Source organism: Halosimplex yunnanense, from assembly GCF_054504345.1.
Genome location: NZ_JBTJEL010000036.1, coordinates 539,995 through 554,868 on the forward strand (window position 1 = coordinate 539,995; position 14,874 = coordinate 554,868).

The following is a 14,874-nucleotide window of genomic DNA, read 5'->3' on the forward strand; positions in this document are numbered from 1 at the left end:
AAACCCTTTAGCCGACCGATCGGGTACGGAGGGCAATGAGTTACCGCATCGGACTCGTCGGCAAGCCCTCGGTGGGCAAGTCGACGCTGTTCAACGCCGCGACGATGAACGACGTGCCCGAGGGGGCCTACCCGTTCACGACGATCGATCCGAGCGTCGGCGAGGCCTACGTCCGCGTCGACTGCGCCGCCCCGGAGTTCGACCACTCCTGCACTCCCAACACGGGCTACTGCGAGGACGGCGTCCGCTTCGTCCCGACGAAACTCGTCGACGTCGCGGGGCTGGTCCCGGGCGCCCACGAGGGTCGCGGCCTCGGCAACCAGTTCCTCTCGGACCTCAACGAGACCGACGTGCTCGTCCACGTCGTCGACTTCTCCGGCGAGACCGACATCGAGGGCGAGGCGACCGAGGACCACGACCCCCGCGAGGACATCGACTTCCTCGAGGAGGAACTGGACATGTGGTACCTCGACATCCTGGAGAAGGGCATCGAGCGCTACCGCTCGGGCTACCACGGGCAGGAACGGGACATCGAGGTCGACCTCGCCGAGCAGATGAGCGCGTTCGGGACCAACGAGGACGAGATCAAGCAGGTGCTCCTCTCGCTGGGCCTCGAACTCGACCCCGACGAGTGGGACGAGGCGGACAAGGAGGCGCTCGCCCGCGAGATCCGACTGCGAACGAAGCCGATGGTCGTCGCGGCGAACAAGATGGACAAGCCGGTCGCTCAGGAGAACTTCGCCGAGATCACCGAGGAAGACGAGTACGACCACCTCACGTTCGTCCCGGTCTCCGCCCACGCCGAGAAAGCGCTCAAATCGGCCGACGAGCAGGGCGTCGTCGACTACCGGCCCGGCGACCCCGAGTTCGAGATCGTCGACGACGTGAGCGGAGAGCAGGAAGCGGGGCTCGAACAGATCCGCGAGTTCGTCACGGAGTACGAGGGCACTGGCGTCCAGCAGGCGCTCGAAACCGCACTGTTCGACGTGCTCGACGCCATCGCCGTCTTCCCCGGTGCCGAGAAACCGCAGGAGGACGGCACCTTCCTGCAGGACTGTTTCGTCCTGCCGGGCGGGTCCACGGCCGAGGAGTTCGCGTACTTCCTGCACACCGACATCGGCGAGGGGTTCCTGCACGCGATGGACATCCGTTCGGGCCGGCAGGTCGGCGCCGATACGAAACTCGACCACCGCGACGTGGTCGAGATCACAACGACGAACTGAGGGCGGGCTATCGGCAGCCCCGACCTCCGCGAGCGAGCGATTCAAGACATCGCGCGTTCTTCGAACTGCCATCGTGACGGCGCCGGCGTACGACGACATCGAGACGCACGACGACCTCGTCGGGTGGTCCCGGGAGTACTGCAAGTACGTCCGCCGCGAGTGGTTCGTCGACGTGCGCTTCGACCTCGTTGAGTGGGAAGTCTCGACCCGCGCCAAGCGCCGCGCCGCCGCAGTCAAACGCCCGAAGATCCCAGCGGCCGAGGTCGGCACGCCCATCGACTGGGAGACCGTCGAAGCAGTGGGCGGTCGCCACGCCGATGGCCGGCCGTTCCCCGCCACGCTGTCGTTGACGTGGGACGCATTCGAGGCGTTCGAGCGGGCCGAGTGGGAGTCGACGCTTCGGCACGAACTGATCCACCTCGAACAGTACCAGCGCTGCGGGACCACCGACCACGGCCCCGAGTTCAAGGCTCGCGCCGAGGAACTCGACACCGAGGTCCACTGCGAGACGTTCTCCGACCCGAAGTACGTCCTCCGCTGCCAGTCCTGTGACGCGCTGGTCGCCCACCGCTACCGCGAGTGCAAACTCGTCCGCCGCGCCGACGAGTATCGGTCGTCGTGTTGCGAATCCCCGCTCGTCGTGGAGTAACCGGGGTTTCCGAAATCGGATCCCTCGTTCCGTTTCTGCGAGCGTGCCATCGATCAGTGCAGTGGGCTCAGCGGACCAACCGCCGTGGCGCGCGCTGTCGAGCGTGCCCGCCTCGTGGCGGGCCGCTCGACGTAGCCGTGCGAGGGATGACCGAGTGAGCGGAGTGAACGACGGAATCGGCTGGGGAGGGTGTGGCTGTCTGCGGTGCTGTGCGAGGCGGGGGTAGTCCTGGTGGACTGAAAGGGCGAGGCGGGCTCGCGTTCATCTAGTCGTCTGAGTGGGCACTATCCGCGCGGGTGGTGCGGAGAGCGCGGATATCCCGGTCAGCGACCGCGAGCGCGCCGAGGGCTTTCGTCGCTTGCTGTGTCCTGCGGCTGCTTCTCCAGCTAGCGAGCGCGTCGATAGCTTTCACCACCTCGTGTTCCCTGCGGTCGCTGTCGTTCACGAACCACTCCACGCTGCCACCGGCGAAGAACCGCGGACTTGAAGCGCGCGGGCGGCCGACGGGCGGACAATGAGCGACGAGACCCCACGCGAGACGTTTGAGCACGACCCCATCGGCCACGCGGAGGCGCGGGCGGGCATGACCGTCGGCGAACTCGCCGACGAGTACGGGAACGCCGGCATCGGCGCGAGTGCACTTCACGAGGCGGTCGACATCTACGCCGAGATGCTCGACGACGACGTGACGAACTTCTTCGGTCTCGCGGGCGCGATGGTCCCGACCGGGATGCGCCGCATCGTCGCGGACCTCATTCGTGACGGTCACATCGACGCGCTGGTGACGACCGGCGCGAACCTCACTCACGACGCCATCGAGGCCATCGGGGGGAAACACCACCACGGGCAGGTCCACGAAGAGGGCAAGACCGAGCGCGAACACGACGAGCGGCTCCGCGACGAGGGCGTCGACCGCATCTACAACGTCTACCTCCCCCAGGAGCACTTCGCGCTGTTCGAGGGTCACCTCCGCGACGAGGTGTTCCCGACGCTGGAAGCCGAGTGCGAGGAGGAAGGGGCCGTCAGCATCCAGCGGTTCACCGAGGAACTCGGCCGCGCCAACGCCGAAGTCAACGACTCGGAGGATATCGACGAGGGGCCGGGCGTAGCTGCAGCAGCCTACGAGAACGACGTGCCGATCTACTGTCCGGCGGTGCAGGATTCCGTGCTGGGTCTGCAGGCGTGGATGTACTCCCAGACGAGCGAGTTCACGCTGGACGCGCTGGCGGACATGACGACGATCACCGACCAGGCGTTCGAGGCCGAGGAGGCGGGCGCGATGGTCGTCGGCGGCGGCGTTCCGAAGAACTACACGCTCCAGACGATGCTCGTGGCGCCCGACGCCTACGACTACGCCGTCCAGCTGACGATGGACACGCCCCAGACCGGCGGGCTCTCCGGCGCGACGCTGGACGAGGCGCGCTCGTGGGGCAAACTGGAGAAAGCGGCCCGGAACGCCTCGGTCTACGCCGACGCGACGATCACGCTCCCGCTCGTCGTCGCCGCCGCCCGGGAACGGGTCGAATCCGACGACTGATCGATCCCACCGGCCAAACTTGCGATCCGGCGAAGGATTTACTCGCGTTTTAAAAATTAATTCTATGGCAGCGATTATCAAACGATCGGTTATCAAACTACCTTTATCACGGTCGGATGTGAACGAATGGGTACGATGTCACAATACGGGACAGCGGTCGAGTCCCCGGCCGAGGCGCTCGCAGATCCGCGCGCGGCGGACAACGTCGTCTACGACCCCGCGCTGTCGACGCTGCGGGAGTTCGCCAGCGATCGCGAGACGACGACGGAGTACGGATCCCCGTCGTACGTGAGCGAACACCAGTCGCGCAACGCCGACCTGACGGAGAACGCGCTCGACGCCGACTTCGGCGCAGCCGACTACGAACACGTCGAGACGGCGCTCGACGCCGCCGAAAGCCGCGAGATGGTCTGTCTCGACCGGCAGCTCGGCCGCCATCCCGACAACAGCTACATCTGTCGGTACTACGTCCCGAAGGAGTTCAGCCGCATCGCCCTGTCGTGGGCCAAGCTCCTCGAACCCGCGCCCGAGGACGCCGAGCCGGACTTCACGACGGTCCAGGTCCCCGACGCCGACGAGGTGGCCATCCGCGTGCTCCCCGAGGAGGGCTTCACGGCCGTCCTCGGCACCGACTACAGCGGGGAGGCCAAGAAGTCGTTCCTGCGACTGTTCATGCTCGACGCCAAGCGCCAGGGCGGGCTCGGCCTCCACGCGGGTACCAAGCGCGTCCGCCTCGAATCGGACGATGAAACCGGGGACGGCGAGACCGACGAAACCGATCTGGAGACGGTCGGCCAGGTCTTCCTCGGCCTCTCCGGCACCGGCAAGTCCACGCTGACCGCACACGGCCTCGGCCTCGAAGACCCGGAGGACGCGACGATGCTCCAGGACGACGTCTGCGCGCTCCGGCAGGACGGCACGGTCGCCGGCAGCGAGGGCGAGGGCCTCTACATCAAGACTATCGGCCTCGACCCCGGGGAACAGCCAGACCTCTACGAGGCGGCGACCCAGGAGTCGGCAGTCCTCGAAAACGTCGACGTGGCCGACGACGGCACCGTCGACTTCGATAGCGACGCTCACACGGCCAACGCCCGGGGCATCGTCCAGCGCGACGAACTTCCCTCCGCCGACGAGGACATCGACCTCGACTCGATCGATCAGGTGTTCTTCATCACGCGCAATCCCGCGATGCCGCCCATCGCGAAGCTCTCCCCCGAGGAGGCCGCGGTCACGTTCATGCTCGGCGAATCCGTCCAGACGAGCGCGGGCGACCCCGACAAGGCGGGCGAGGCCATCCGCGTCGTCGGCACGAACCCCTTCATCATCGGCTCCGAGGGCGAGGAGGGCAACCGCTTCCGCGACCTCATCAGCGACCTCGACGTCGAGGCGTACCTCCTCAACACCGGGAGCGTCGGCGACCGCGACGTCGGCGTTGACGACACCGTCACGCTGCTCCGCGAAGTCAGCCGCGGCCGGATCGAGTGGGCCGACGACCCGACGACGGGACTGACCGTTCCCGGCTCCGTCCCCGACCTCGACGCATCCCGGTTCGACGTCGCGGACGCCCTCGACGATGCCGACGGCCAGATCGCCAACCTGCGCGAGGAGCGCCGTGAGTACCTCGACGAGTTCGACGACCTCGACGAGTCCATCCGCTCGGCCGTCTACTGACCGGTCACCGACAGCTTGTCCGTCCGCGGCGCCGCAGCCGACCCCGACTGTCGGTGGTCCCGGATCGATAGCGGGATCGGCCCTGTCGGCCAGTAACACCGCGAGGTAACGGGTCACTACGGACGATACTCGGACCTTTCTTTTCAGTTTCGACGGCGTACTGCCCGCATGGCCGATCAGCTGATGGGGGAGCTTCGGAACCAGATCCGCGGCGTCACCGGCGCCCTCCTCGTCCTCGGTCTCACGTTCCACTACACGATGGAGACGTGGTGGCTGGGGTGGACACTCCCGCTCCCGTACCTGGTCGGGTTCGCGCTCGCCGGCCTCGCCGTCGTCGTCGCGCTCGCCCGCGTCATCGGATTCCGCCGGGGCGACAAAGACCGGTCGGGCGAGTCGGAACCCTGGTGGTCAGTCGGCTTCGACTTCGCAGAGATACTCCTGCAGAGCTTCGTCGCGTCGTACGCGATACTCCTCCTCGTCGGCATCCTCGACTTCTCCTCGTCGCCGAACGTCGCGATGCGGCTCGGCCTCGTCGAGGTCGTCCCGCTCGGGTTCGGCGCGGCGCTGGCGAACCGCCTCTTCGGCGGGGAAGACGGCGGCTCCAGGGAGGGCGAGTTCCCCGAAAACGTCCCCATCTTCGCGGTCGGTGCCGTCTTCGTCGCCACGACCATCGCACCGACCCAGGAGATGGAACTCATCGCGGCGCACATGGACTGGCCGCGGTACCCGCTGCTGATCGCCCTGACGCTCGTGCTGATCTACCTCGTCCTGTTCGAACTCGAGTTCAAGGGCCAGAATGCGCGAACCTCCGGATCGAGGCACGTTCAGGCCGGGACCGCCTTCATCGCGTATCTCGTCGGCACCGTCGTCTCGTTTCTCCTCTTGCTCGGGTTCGGCCACTTCGTCGACGCGACCCTCGCGCTCGTCTACCAGGAGACGGTGGTGCTGGCGTTTCCCGCGTCGCTCGGCGCCGCCGCAGCCGAGGTGATCATCTGATGAGTGGGGACCCGGAACCTGCCGACCAGAAGGGGACCGACAGCAGCGGAGGAAGCGGAGACAGAGGCGGCAACGACAGCGATGGAAACTCTGGAAACGGGAGCGGACAAAACGGCGGATCTGGAAACGGAAACGGGCAAAACGGCGGCTCCGAGAACGGACCCGGGCAGAACGGCGGTTCCGGTGACCAACAGGGACCTTCGTGGGCTGAGAAGGGCGTGATGGTCGTCAGCGTCGCGTTCACGGTCCTCCTGTTCGCGTACGCGGGCTGGCAGATGGTCGGCACCCCGACCGGGGAGACGCCGCAGGTGTCGGTCGAGGGGACGGATCCGCTCGAGAACGGGAGCGTCGCGGTCACGGTCCGACTGCGGAATCCGAGCGATGTCGGTCTCGTCTCGGCGACGGTGGAAGCGAACTGCTCGTCGCCGCCGCCCGAGATCGGGTTCTCGTACGTCCCCGCGGCGTCGACCCGGACCGGGACGCTCGTCTGTCCACGCAGGACAACAGATCCGTCCGTGTCTGTGTCGAGCTGGGTGAGCCGATAACGACGTCAAAAACCCCTTACAGGGTCCCGTTCGAGATGGGGTGGTTCACACGTCCCCACGGGCCCGGTCGACGAACTCGTCCGGCAAGTCGTCGATTTCGCCGGCCTGAACGGCCCAGAGATTCGCGTAGAGGCCGTCTTCCTCCAGCAGTTCCTGATGCGTGCCGCGCTCGACGATCCGCCCTTCTTCCATCACCAGAATCCGCTCGGCGTCGGTCATCGTCGAGAGGCGGTGGGCGATGACGAACGTGGTGCGGTCGGCCGCCAGCCGGTCGAGCGAACGCTGGATCAGTACCTCGGTCTCCGTGTCGACGGCCGAGGTGGCCTCGTCGAGGATGAGGATGTCGGGGTCCTGAAGGACGGTGCGGGCGATGGAGATGCGCTGGCGCTGGCCGCCCGAGAGGCGGGCGCCGCGCTCGCCGACCTGCGTGTCGTAGCCGTCGGCGAGGTCGGTGATGAACTCGTGGGCCTCGGCCGCTTTGGCGGCCTCGATTATCTCCTCGCGGCTCGCGTCGAACTCCCCGTAGCGGATGTTCTCTGCGACAGTGCCGTCGAAGAGGTACGTCTCCTGGCTGACGTAGCCGATGGACTCCCGAAGGCTGCCGACGGTCACGTCGCGGATATCGTGGCCGTCGACGCGGATCGCCCCCTCGTCGACGTCGTAGAGGCGCATCAAGAGTTTGACCGCCGTCGACTTCCCGGCGCCGGTCGGACCGACGTAGGCAACCGTGTCCCCCGCGTCGGCCTCGAAGCTCACGTCCTCAATGATGGTCTCCTCGTCGTAGCCGAAAGTCACGTCGTCGTACTCGACGCTCCCGTCGACCGCGTCGAGTTCGACCGCGTCGGGATCGTCCTGAATGCGGACGGGCGTGTCCATCAGGCCGAAGATGCGCTTGCCGCTGGCGCGGGCGTTCTCCGTCCAGTCGATGATGTTGGAGATCTGCGCCAGCGGGTCGATAAAGCGCTGGGTCATGAAGATGAAGACGACGAAGTTCCCGACTGTCAGCTCACCCGAGAAGAAAAGCGGCGGCCCGGAGAACAGCCACAGCCCGCCGATGACGAACGTCGTCACGAACGAGAGGCCGGCGAGCAGCCGCATCCCCGGTCGATAGACGAAGGCGATCTTCAGCACGTCCATGTTCGTCGTGTAGAAGTTCCACGACGCCTCCTCGACCCGCTCGGTCTCGAAGTCCTCGGTGTTGGAGGTCTTGACGAGTTGCATCCCGCCGATGGAGTTCTCCAGCCGGGTGTTCAGGTCGCCGACGCTGGAGCGGACGGCGTCGTAGCGGGGCGCGACCGTCCGGCTGAACCAGACCGTAAACAGCGCCATCAGCGGCACGCCGACGAGCGTCACCAGCGCGAGTTGCCAGTTTATCGAGATGAGCAGCGCGCCGATCGCCAACACCATGATGATCAGCCGCGCGCCGTTTTTCAGCGCCTGGTCCAGGAATCGCTCCAGGTTGGTCGCGTCCTGGTTGAGGATGGACATCGCCTCGCCGGTCTGCTGCTCGTCGAAGAAGGCCATGTCGAGTTCCTGCATCCGCCGGAACGTGTCGATCCGGACGGCGTGCAGCGAGCGATGAGCGAAGACGTCGCTCGCGATCCCCTGTGCCCACGTACAGGCGGCCGTGAGCACGAACGCGGCGACGATGAGCCCCACGGAGAACCAGAACTGCGCTTCCTGCCCGTCCGGGAGCCACGCGCCCGGGAGCAGCGGCAGCGAGTAGTCGCTCGACCCGACGAAGACGGCGTCGATGGCCGTCCCGAGCACGAGCGGCGGAACGAGACTGGAGAGGCGAGCGACGAGATTCATCGCGACGGCGACGGCGAACCAGTGGATCCGCGGCAGCCCGTACTCCCGGAAGACCCGGCGGAGCGGAGCCCCCACTTCGTCGACGCGGTCCGTCACGGCGACTGTCGAATCTTCGGACATTCGATCGTCTCCGGCCAATCGATTCTCCAGCAAAAGCGTTTGCATTCTCCGCCAGCGATAGGTCAGATACCGGAGAGATGTTCCGAGACTGACCGCACAGCGAACGATTCCCCGTGACCGAGTGGGTGGGCCCCTCGGTTACTGGTCGGCGACGAGCGCCGTCGTCCGGCCAGCGTCGTCGATCGACACCTCACGTCCGAACGTCGCGAGCAGGTCGCGGCTCGACGAGACGTGGTCGGTGACCTCCGGGATCGCGACTCGCCCGCCCGCCTCCGCGAGGAAAACGAGCAACTGGTCGGCGAGGTGCGCGTCGACGGCGGCGCCCGACTCGCGCCAGCGACGAGCGGCGTCGACGGCCTCGTACGCGACGTCTTCGGCGGCTTTCCCGGGCGCGCCGTACGCGTCGAACCCGGCGACGGTGCCGTCGGCGTCGACGCGGATCGTCACGACCGAGCCGGGGCTCTCCGTCGTGGCGTACGTCCCGCGGTGATGGACGACCTCCAGGCCGAGTCCGGCGAGCGAATCAGTGGCGGCGTCCGCCTGCCGTTCGGCCACTTCGGCGTCCACCAGATCGGCAGCGGCCTTCGAGTAGACGTGAGCTGTCGTCGCCCGACCGGGGTCTACCAGTTCGATCGCCGAGACCCGCGACGGCCAGAGGTGGAGCGTCGCGCGACCGCCGCCCGCCGGATAGAACCCCGTCCGGCTCCGCTCGACGGCGGCGCCGATGCCGAACCGGCGAAGTAACGGGAGTTTTACCTGTCGGTAGTACGCCATCGGTGGCGACCACTTCACGTCGGTCCCGCCGGTCGCGGTGATCGAGAGCGGTTCGTCGATGCGCGTCGCCAGCGGCAGGAAGGTGTCGAACAGGAGCGTGAGACTCCCTGCAGTTCCGATCGACGCCTCGTAGTGGCCGCCCGATGGAGTCCCCGGGTCGAACCGGACGGTTTCCGACCCCTGTTCGGCACCCTCGACGTCGGCATCGCAGACGGCCGCTGCCGTCTCGACTGCCGCGAGGTGCTGCGGCTTGAGTCCCGGCGTCGAGCGGTTTCCACGGACGTCGGTGATCGCTACCGGTTCCCCGTCGACCATCGAGAGCGCGAGCGCAGTCCGAACCAACTGTCCCCCACCCTCACCCCCGTCCACCTCTCGCATGCGCTGGACTTACTCGCGATCCGATAAATGTTTCCCGGTGAGGCCGTCGAACCGGACGAACGTGACGCGACCCCGGTTCGGGTGCTGCCATCGCTGACCTGTCGCTCACGGCCAGCGCGTACGCCGAGAAGTTCGCAAATCGCGGTGCCGGGTCCCCAGAAAGCAACTCCCCCGGGACCCGACGCGCTACTGAACGGTTGCGGGAGCGTCAGGCGACGGCCGTCGTCACTCCGACCGGCTCTGGACCATTCGCTCGACGCGGCCGACGAGCGTGTCGCGGCCGGTCGCGCGCTCGACCATGTCGCTCATCTTCGTCTGCTCGAAGTAGCTGGCGAACGCGAGGATCGTCGGCGGCCACAGTCCCACGAATATCCCCTGCTCTTTGTCGCCCCGTGCGTAGAAGAAAAACCACGACAGGGCGACCGACCCCGCCGCGAGGATCACCGCGGGATCCGTACCTGTTTCCTCCGCCGCTTGCATCGCTTCTTGCTGTTGACCTTGTGATTCCATGCGTCCGCCCTTCGGACGGAACCGGTATAGTTAGCCGCTCGGTAGGCGAAACAACTGCGGGTTATTCCAGATCGGGGCCAAACACGCCGACCTTACTAACGGAAGCGCGAGGTTACTCGAATGCGTTCGGCCGCGAGCATGTCGCTTCCAGCCGACGCCCGCGTCCCGAGGTGGAAACCGACTTGCGGGGGGACGGCGTATCTCCACCCGGCCGATGACGACTCGCTGTCCCGAGCCGGCCTGACGACCCGGCCGTGAGGAACCCTATGAGTTCCGAGGCCACGATTTCGGTACCACACCTGCCGTTACTGGTCCGCCTCGATCCCCCTCTCGACAACTCTACGCGTCGGTTCTCGGTCTCCGCGTCACTCGTGCTGCCAGATCGTCGATGAGTGGTTCGCTGCCCGTCGAAATCGAGGACGAAGAATATGAGTTATGAGTCTGGAGCGCACGCCGCAACATAGCGACCTCCAACGCATAACAATGTCTGGCAAATACGATCTGGTTATCGTCGGCGGCGGGATCAGTGGCGCATCGCTCCTGTACACGACCGCGAAGTTCACCGACATCGAGTCGATCGCGCTGATCGAGAAGGAGTCGGAGATCGCGGCCATCAACTCTCATCGGACGAACAACTCCCAGACCCTGCACTTCGGGGACATCGAGACGAACTACACGCTCGAGAAGGCCGAGGAGGTGAAAGAAGGCGCCGAACTGCTCGCGGGATATCTCGAACACTACGACGGGGACCGGGAGATGCACTCCAAGCGGAGCAAGATGGTCCTCGGCGTCGGGGACGAGGAAGTCGAGCAGCTCGAACGCCGCTACGACGAGGAAGGGTTCGGCGACCTCTTCCCCAAGCTTCGCCCGATCGACCGCGAGGAGATCGCGGAGGTCGAGCCCAAGGTGGTGGAGGGCCGCGACCCCCACGTCGACATGCTCGCGCTCCAGACGCCGGACGGCTACGTCGTCGACTACGGGCAGACGGCCAAGTCGTTCGTCGAGCAGGCGGCCGAGGAGGCGACCGTCGACGTCTACACCGGGACGGAGGTCGTCGACGTTACGCCGACGCTCGACGGCCACACCATCGAGACGACCGACGGTCGCTTCGACTGCGACGCCACCGTCGTGGCCGCGGGGTCGCACAGCCTCCAGATGGCGAAGGAACTGGGCTACGGCCAGGACAAGGTCTTGCTTCCGGTCGCGGGGAGCTTCTTCCTCGCCGACGACCTGCTGAACGGGAAGGTCTACACCCTCCAGATGAAGAAGCTGCCGTTCGCGGCGGTCCACGGCGACGCGGACGTCCACGACCAGTCTATCACGCGGTTCGGGCCGACGGCGAAGCTCGTCCCGACGCTCGAACGCGGCCGCATCTCGACGGTCGGCGACTTCCTCGACGTGTTCGGCCTGAACGCGGCGGCGTTCCTGAGCTACGCCAACATCCTCTCGGACAAGGTCCTGCTGCCGTACGTCCTCCGGAACCTCGTTTACGACGTGCCCGATATCGGTCGGAAGCAGTTCCTCCCGCACGTCCAGAAGGTCGTCCCGAGCGTCGAACTCGAGGACATCGAGCGCGCGAAGGGCTACGGCGGCGTCCGCCCGCAGATCGTCGACACGAAGAACAAGTCCCTCGACATGGGCGAGGCCAAGATCGTCGGCGACGATATCATCTTCAACATCACGCCGTCGCCCGGCGCCTCGACGTGTCTAAAGAACGCGATGCGGGACACGCGGACGCTGATCGACTTCCTCGACGGCGACTACGAGTTCGACGAGTCGGCCTTCCGCGCCGACACCATCGACCACTTCCCCCGCGGCGACGTCGACGGCTCGGTCGACATGGACGCCTCCGACGCATCCAGCGCGGACGCCGCGGACACGGCGACCGACGACTGAGAAACTCGTTCGCTCGACGCCTACCCTTCAGCGGGCGCGAAACCCCCGGAGAACGTCCCGCTTTCCGTCGCGCCGGTCGACCTGTTCGAATCCGAGTTCGGTGAACACGGCTTCCCAGTCCCGGTAGTAGAGCGGGAACTCGTCGCGGACGTAGTTCACGTCGGGGTCGTCCTCGTTTTCGATGCGCTCGGCGTCCTCCGCATCCTCCTCGATCTCGACGGTGACGAGCAGTTCGTCGGTGACTCGCGCGATCTCCTCGAAGACCCACTCCGCGTCGGGATGGATGTGCTGGAGCGTCTGGACGGAGTAGACGACGTCGAACTGATCGTCCGCGAAGTCGCCGACGACGTCTTCGATCGCCTCGGCGTAGAAGTCGCCGGCCTCCCACAGGTCCGGGTACTGCTCGGCCATCACCTCGAAGGCGTCGTCGTTGAGTTCGATCCCGGTCAGGTCGTCGAATCCAGCGTCCAGGAGGTGCGCGAGGTGACGTCCGGAGCTACAGCCGAGTTCGAGGACCGACGCGTCGCGCGGGACGTGTCGATCCAGAAGCTCCCGAACCGACTCGCTCGTCTCGTCGGGGCCGTAGTAGGCGTAGTACTCCGGGGAGTACTCGCCCGATCGGTCTTCCCATTGATCCCGAACGTCGTTAGAATCCACAGTGAACGAACGCGTGGAGGACGTATAGTCCCGTCGGACGGTGCCGCGAGGGACTGCGCCGCTCGCCAACGGTCCGGCACGAAACTGTCGATACCGACAGGATCGCCGTTCGATCCGCTGGTTCGGTCACTCGTCCACTGGTGATGGCGTAGAGTTAAATAACTATATCTAAAACTATCGTATTTGAGTATTCGTCCACTGGTTCCAGCCTTCAAACTACAAATGCGGAATGCTTAACTACTGGTGAAGCGTCCGTTTATCTGTAATGGCAAACGGTTCAGTTGATTTCTTCAACGACACAGGCGGTTACGGTTTCATCGAGACTGAGGATGCTGACGACGACGTATTCTTCCACATGGAGGACGTTGGCGGCGAGGATCTGACGGAAGGGACCGAGATCGAATTCGACATCGAAGACGCCCCCAAGGGCCCGCGCGCGACGAACGTCGTCCGCACGTAATTCCGGTTCGTCCAGTCGCCTGACGGCGACCGAACGCACCCGTTTCTACCGACGCATCGACCTCGAGCGATTGCGATCGTCACGACGGGGCGATCGTCGTCATTCCCTGGCAGGCCGGGAAGATCGTGTGGGCATGGACCAGCGACGACGAAGTACCGGTCACCTGTCCTCAATGCGGGCTCACCGGTCACGATCCGGACGCTTCCCACTGCAAAGCCTGCGGTCACGTCATCTACCGGGAGTACGACTCGCCTGAATGGCTGGGTAACTGACAGTACGTACACTGCGGGGCGACTGCCGCGGTCACTCGCTCGATCGCTCGCGGGCCGCTCGCACGTGGTCGCGGGCCTCTTCGGGTGTCATGCCACGGACGCCGCACGCGCACGACCGCAACTCGGGGTCCGACAGTTCGTCGACCTGTTCGACGCGGTCGCGTTCGAGCTGGCCGGCCTCGGGGTCGTACTCGAAGTAGACTCGGTGGTTGACCTGCACTACGCCCTCGATCCGGTGGTCCTCGTCGGGGTCCGGATTGGCGATGGCGTCCTCGTGTTCGGCCTGCATCGCGTCTTTCCACTCGTTCAGGGCCGCTTCGGGGTCGCGTTCGTCGCTCACGTCAGGGACAACCCGTGGGCAAGCAAAAAATCCGACGACCCTCACCACGATTTGACAGGCCGCATCGTGAAAATAACAATATTACCGTATAGAATGAGATTTTACATATCTTCGTTCGACTATTCCTACCACCGCCACCGCCCAAAACGGAATACGGGCGTTTTAGCCCATTTAATACGGTATTAATCCACGAACCGCTTTGTGATCGCTACTGGGTTTCGAGTCCTGTTCACAGAGCGTAGTACGAATCAAAATTAGCGTATTATCGGTTATATTGCCCCAAAACTGGTTTTTCGGAGTTGTGTAGGCCGCTTCCTGAGATCTCGATTCATGTATCTGGTTTAATACCACTATAGTAATCTAAATCAAATACTGACATATTTAGATAATAAGTGAACGATCGGAACGAACCGCTGGAAGTGGTGGCACGGTGCGGTGGCCACCGTGGTCGAGCCACCAGCGTTCAGTTGAACTCGGGGATGACCTCTTCGCCGAAGAGGCGGATCTGGTCTTCGACGAGGTCTTTGGGCATGCCGGAGTGGTGGAAGCGCAGGGCGAGCTGGTTGAGCTCGAAGCGGTCCTGCATGGCTTCGATCTGTTCGACGATCTGTTCAGGGGTGCCGTAGATGAAGCGGTCGTCGGCGAGTTCTTCGAAGTCCTCGACGCTGTCGGCGTTCATCAGCGGGTGGGAGAACTCCCCACCATATTCGTCGACGTAGGTGGTGTGGAGGTACTCTTTGCGCTCCATGACTTCTTCCTCGGTTTCGGCGATGACTGCCTCGCGCATGAGCGGGTGATCCATCGACTCCCAGTCCTGGTCGGTCTCCTCGACGTGCTCGCGCTGCTGGTTCTTGCGGTCCTCGACGATGCCGAGGTCGGCGACGACGCCGGGAACCCACGCGTCGGAGAACTGCACCGAGCGGCGGATCTGCTTGGGACCCCAGCCACCGATCCACAGCGAGGGCCGCGGTTCCTGAATGGTCTTCGGCAGGGGCTGCCAGTCCTCGACCTCGAAGAACGGACATTTGTACGTG

The 14,874-nt window shown here is 65.2% G+C and carries 15 protein-coding genes and 1 pseudogene; 9 read left to right on the forward strand and 7 right to left on the reverse strand.

The window, feature by feature from the left end; translation table 11 throughout:
• Positions 1-35 precede the first annotated feature (35 nt).
• The gene (locus AB2U09_RS18760; RefSeq protein WP_459194256.1) at positions 36-1,223 is read left to right on the forward strand and encodes a redox-regulated ATPase YchF; all 1,188 of its coding nucleotides are present in this window, start codon (positions 36-38) and stop codon (positions 1,221-1,223) included.
• Between the two features lie 73 nt (positions 1,224-1,296).
• Complete coding sequence (locus AB2U09_RS18765; RefSeq protein WP_459194257.1) at positions 1,297-1,872, forward strand: SprT-like domain-containing protein; 576 nt, start codon at positions 1,297-1,299, stop codon at positions 1,870-1,872.
• Positions 1,873-2,137: 265 nt separating this feature from the next.
• Here the strand turns inward: AB2U09_RS18765 and AB2U09_RS18770 are convergent, their stop codons facing one another.
• Positions 2,138-2,317, reverse strand: coding sequence for a hypothetical protein (locus AB2U09_RS18770; RefSeq protein ID WP_459194258.1), 180 nt, complete (start codon positions 2,315-2,317; stop codon positions 2,138-2,140).
• A 69-nt stretch (positions 2,318-2,386) separates the two neighbouring features.
• Between AB2U09_RS18770 and AB2U09_RS18775 the strand changes: the two genes are divergently transcribed.
• From AB2U09_RS18775 to AB2U09_RS18790, 4 genes are all read left to right on the forward strand, one after another.
• Positions 2,387-3,409, forward strand: a complete 1,023-nt coding sequence (locus AB2U09_RS18775) for a deoxyhypusine synthase (RefSeq protein ID WP_459194259.1) — start codon at positions 2,387-2,389, stop codon at positions 3,407-3,409.
• Positions 3,410-3,544: 135 nt separating this feature from the next.
• The gene (locus AB2U09_RS18780; RefSeq protein ID WP_459194260.1) at positions 3,545-5,080 is read left to right on the forward strand and encodes a phosphoenolpyruvate carboxykinase (ATP); all 1,536 of its coding nucleotides are present in this window, start codon (positions 3,545-3,547) and stop codon (positions 5,078-5,080) included.
• Positions 5,081-5,248: 168 nt separating this feature from the next.
• Entirely contained in the window at positions 5,249-6,076 is an 828-nt protein-coding gene (locus AB2U09_RS18785) for a DUF2391 family protein (protein ID WP_459194261.1), read from the forward strand.
• Positions 6,076-6,621, forward strand: coding sequence for a hypothetical protein (locus AB2U09_RS18790; RefSeq protein ID WP_459194262.1), 546 nt, complete (start codon positions 6,076-6,078; stop codon positions 6,619-6,621). Before AB2U09_RS18785 ends, AB2U09_RS18790 begins: the two co-directional genes overlap by 1 nt.
• Before the next feature lie 45 nt (positions 6,622-6,666).
• On the opposite strand, the gene AB2U09_RS18795 is transcribed toward AB2U09_RS18790, so the two are convergent.
• The 3 genes from AB2U09_RS18795 to AB2U09_RS18805 form a co-directional block, all read right to left on the reverse strand.
• Positions 6,667-8,553, reverse strand: coding sequence for an ABC transporter ATP-binding protein (locus tag AB2U09_RS18795; RefSeq protein ID WP_459194263.1), 1,887 nt, complete (start codon positions 8,551-8,553; stop codon positions 6,667-6,669).
• Between the two features lie 138 nt (positions 8,554-8,691).
• Positions 8,692-9,705, reverse strand: a complete 1,014-nt coding sequence (gene rtcA / locus AB2U09_RS18800) for an RNA 3'-terminal phosphate cyclase (protein WP_459194264.1) — start codon at positions 9,703-9,705, stop codon at positions 8,692-8,694.
• Positions 9,706-9,930: 225 nt separating this feature from the next.
• Complete coding sequence (locus tag AB2U09_RS18805) at positions 9,931-10,215, reverse strand: hypothetical protein (RefSeq protein WP_459194265.1); 285 nt, start codon at positions 10,213-10,215, stop codon at positions 9,931-9,933.
• Between the two features lie 483 nt (positions 10,216-10,698).
• Here AB2U09_RS18805 and AB2U09_RS18810 point away from each other — a divergent pair, with 483 nt between their 5' ends.
• Entirely contained in the window at positions 10,699-12,111 is a 1,413-nt protein-coding gene (locus tag AB2U09_RS18810; RefSeq protein ID WP_459194266.1) for an FAD-dependent oxidoreductase, read from the forward strand.
• 27 nt (positions 12,112-12,138) lie between these two features.
• On the opposite strand, the gene AB2U09_RS18815 is transcribed toward AB2U09_RS18810, so the two are convergent.
• Complete coding sequence (locus AB2U09_RS18815; RefSeq protein WP_459194267.1) at positions 12,139-12,768, reverse strand: class I SAM-dependent methyltransferase; 630 nt, start codon at positions 12,766-12,768, stop codon at positions 12,139-12,141.
• A 265-nt stretch (positions 12,769-13,033) separates the two neighbouring features.
• On the opposite strand from AB2U09_RS18815, the gene AB2U09_RS18820 reads away from it, so the two are divergent.
• Together AB2U09_RS18820 and AB2U09_RS18825 are read left to right on the forward strand one after the other, a co-directional pair.
• Complete coding sequence (locus AB2U09_RS18820) at positions 13,034-13,228, forward strand: cold-shock protein (protein WP_459194268.1); 195 nt, start codon at positions 13,034-13,036, stop codon at positions 13,226-13,228.
• A gap of 92 nt (positions 13,229-13,320) precedes the next feature.
• A pseudogene (locus AB2U09_RS18825) lies at positions 13,321-13,500 on the forward strand (ion transporter); the annotation flags it as partial.
• 31 nt (positions 13,501-13,531) lie between these two features.
• On the opposite strand, the gene AB2U09_RS18830 reads toward AB2U09_RS18825, so the two are convergent.
• Together AB2U09_RS18830 and AB2U09_RS18835 are read right to left on the reverse strand one after the other, a co-directional pair.
• Positions 13,532-13,840, reverse strand: a complete 309-nt coding sequence (locus AB2U09_RS18830) for a hypothetical protein (protein WP_459194269.1) — start codon at positions 13,838-13,840, stop codon at positions 13,532-13,534.
• A 463-nt stretch (positions 13,841-14,303) separates the two neighbouring features.
• The coding region (locus AB2U09_RS18835) for an LLM class flavin-dependent oxidoreductase (protein WP_459194270.1) at positions 14,304-14,874 on the reverse strand (571 nt) is incomplete at its 5' end.

Excerpts from the sequence above, each read along its gene's own strand:
- AB2U09_RS18760 (WP_459194256.1), top strand. The coding sequence starts at position 36 with ATGAGTTACCGCATCGGACTCGTCGGCAAGCCCTCGGTGGGCAAGTCG.
- AB2U09_RS18775 (WP_459194259.1), top strand. The coding sequence starts at position 2,387 with ATGAGCGACGAGACCCCACGCGAGACGTTTGAGCACGACCCCATCGGC.
- AB2U09_RS18780 (WP_459194260.1), top strand. The coding sequence starts at position 3,545 with ATGTCACAATACGGGACAGCGGTCGAGTCCCCGGCCGAGGCGCTCGCA.
- AB2U09_RS18785 (WP_459194261.1), top strand. The coding sequence starts at position 5,249 with ATGGCCGATCAGCTGATGGGGGAGCTTCGGAACCAGATCCGCGGCGTC.
- AB2U09_RS18790 (WP_459194262.1), top strand. The coding sequence starts at position 6,076 with ATGAGTGGGGACCCGGAACCTGCCGACCAGAAGGGGACCGACAGCAGC.
- AB2U09_RS18795 (WP_459194263.1), bottom strand. The coding sequence starts at position 8,553 with ATGTCCGAAGATTCGACAGTCGCCGTGACGGACCGCGTCGACGAAGTG.
- rtcA (WP_459194264.1), bottom strand. The coding sequence starts at position 9,705 with ATGCGAGAGGTGGACGGGGGTGAGGGTGGGGGACAGTTGGTTCGGACT.
- AB2U09_RS18805 (WP_459194265.1), bottom strand. The coding sequence starts at position 10,215 with ATGGAATCACAAGGTCAACAGCAAGAAGCGATGCAAGCGGCGGAGGAA.
- AB2U09_RS18810 (WP_459194266.1), top strand. The coding sequence starts at position 10,699 with ATGTCTGGCAAATACGATCTGGTTATCGTCGGCGGCGGGATCAGTGGC.
- AB2U09_RS18820 (WP_459194268.1), top strand. The coding sequence starts at position 13,034 with ATGGCAAACGGTTCAGTTGATTTCTTCAACGACACAGGCGGTTACGGT.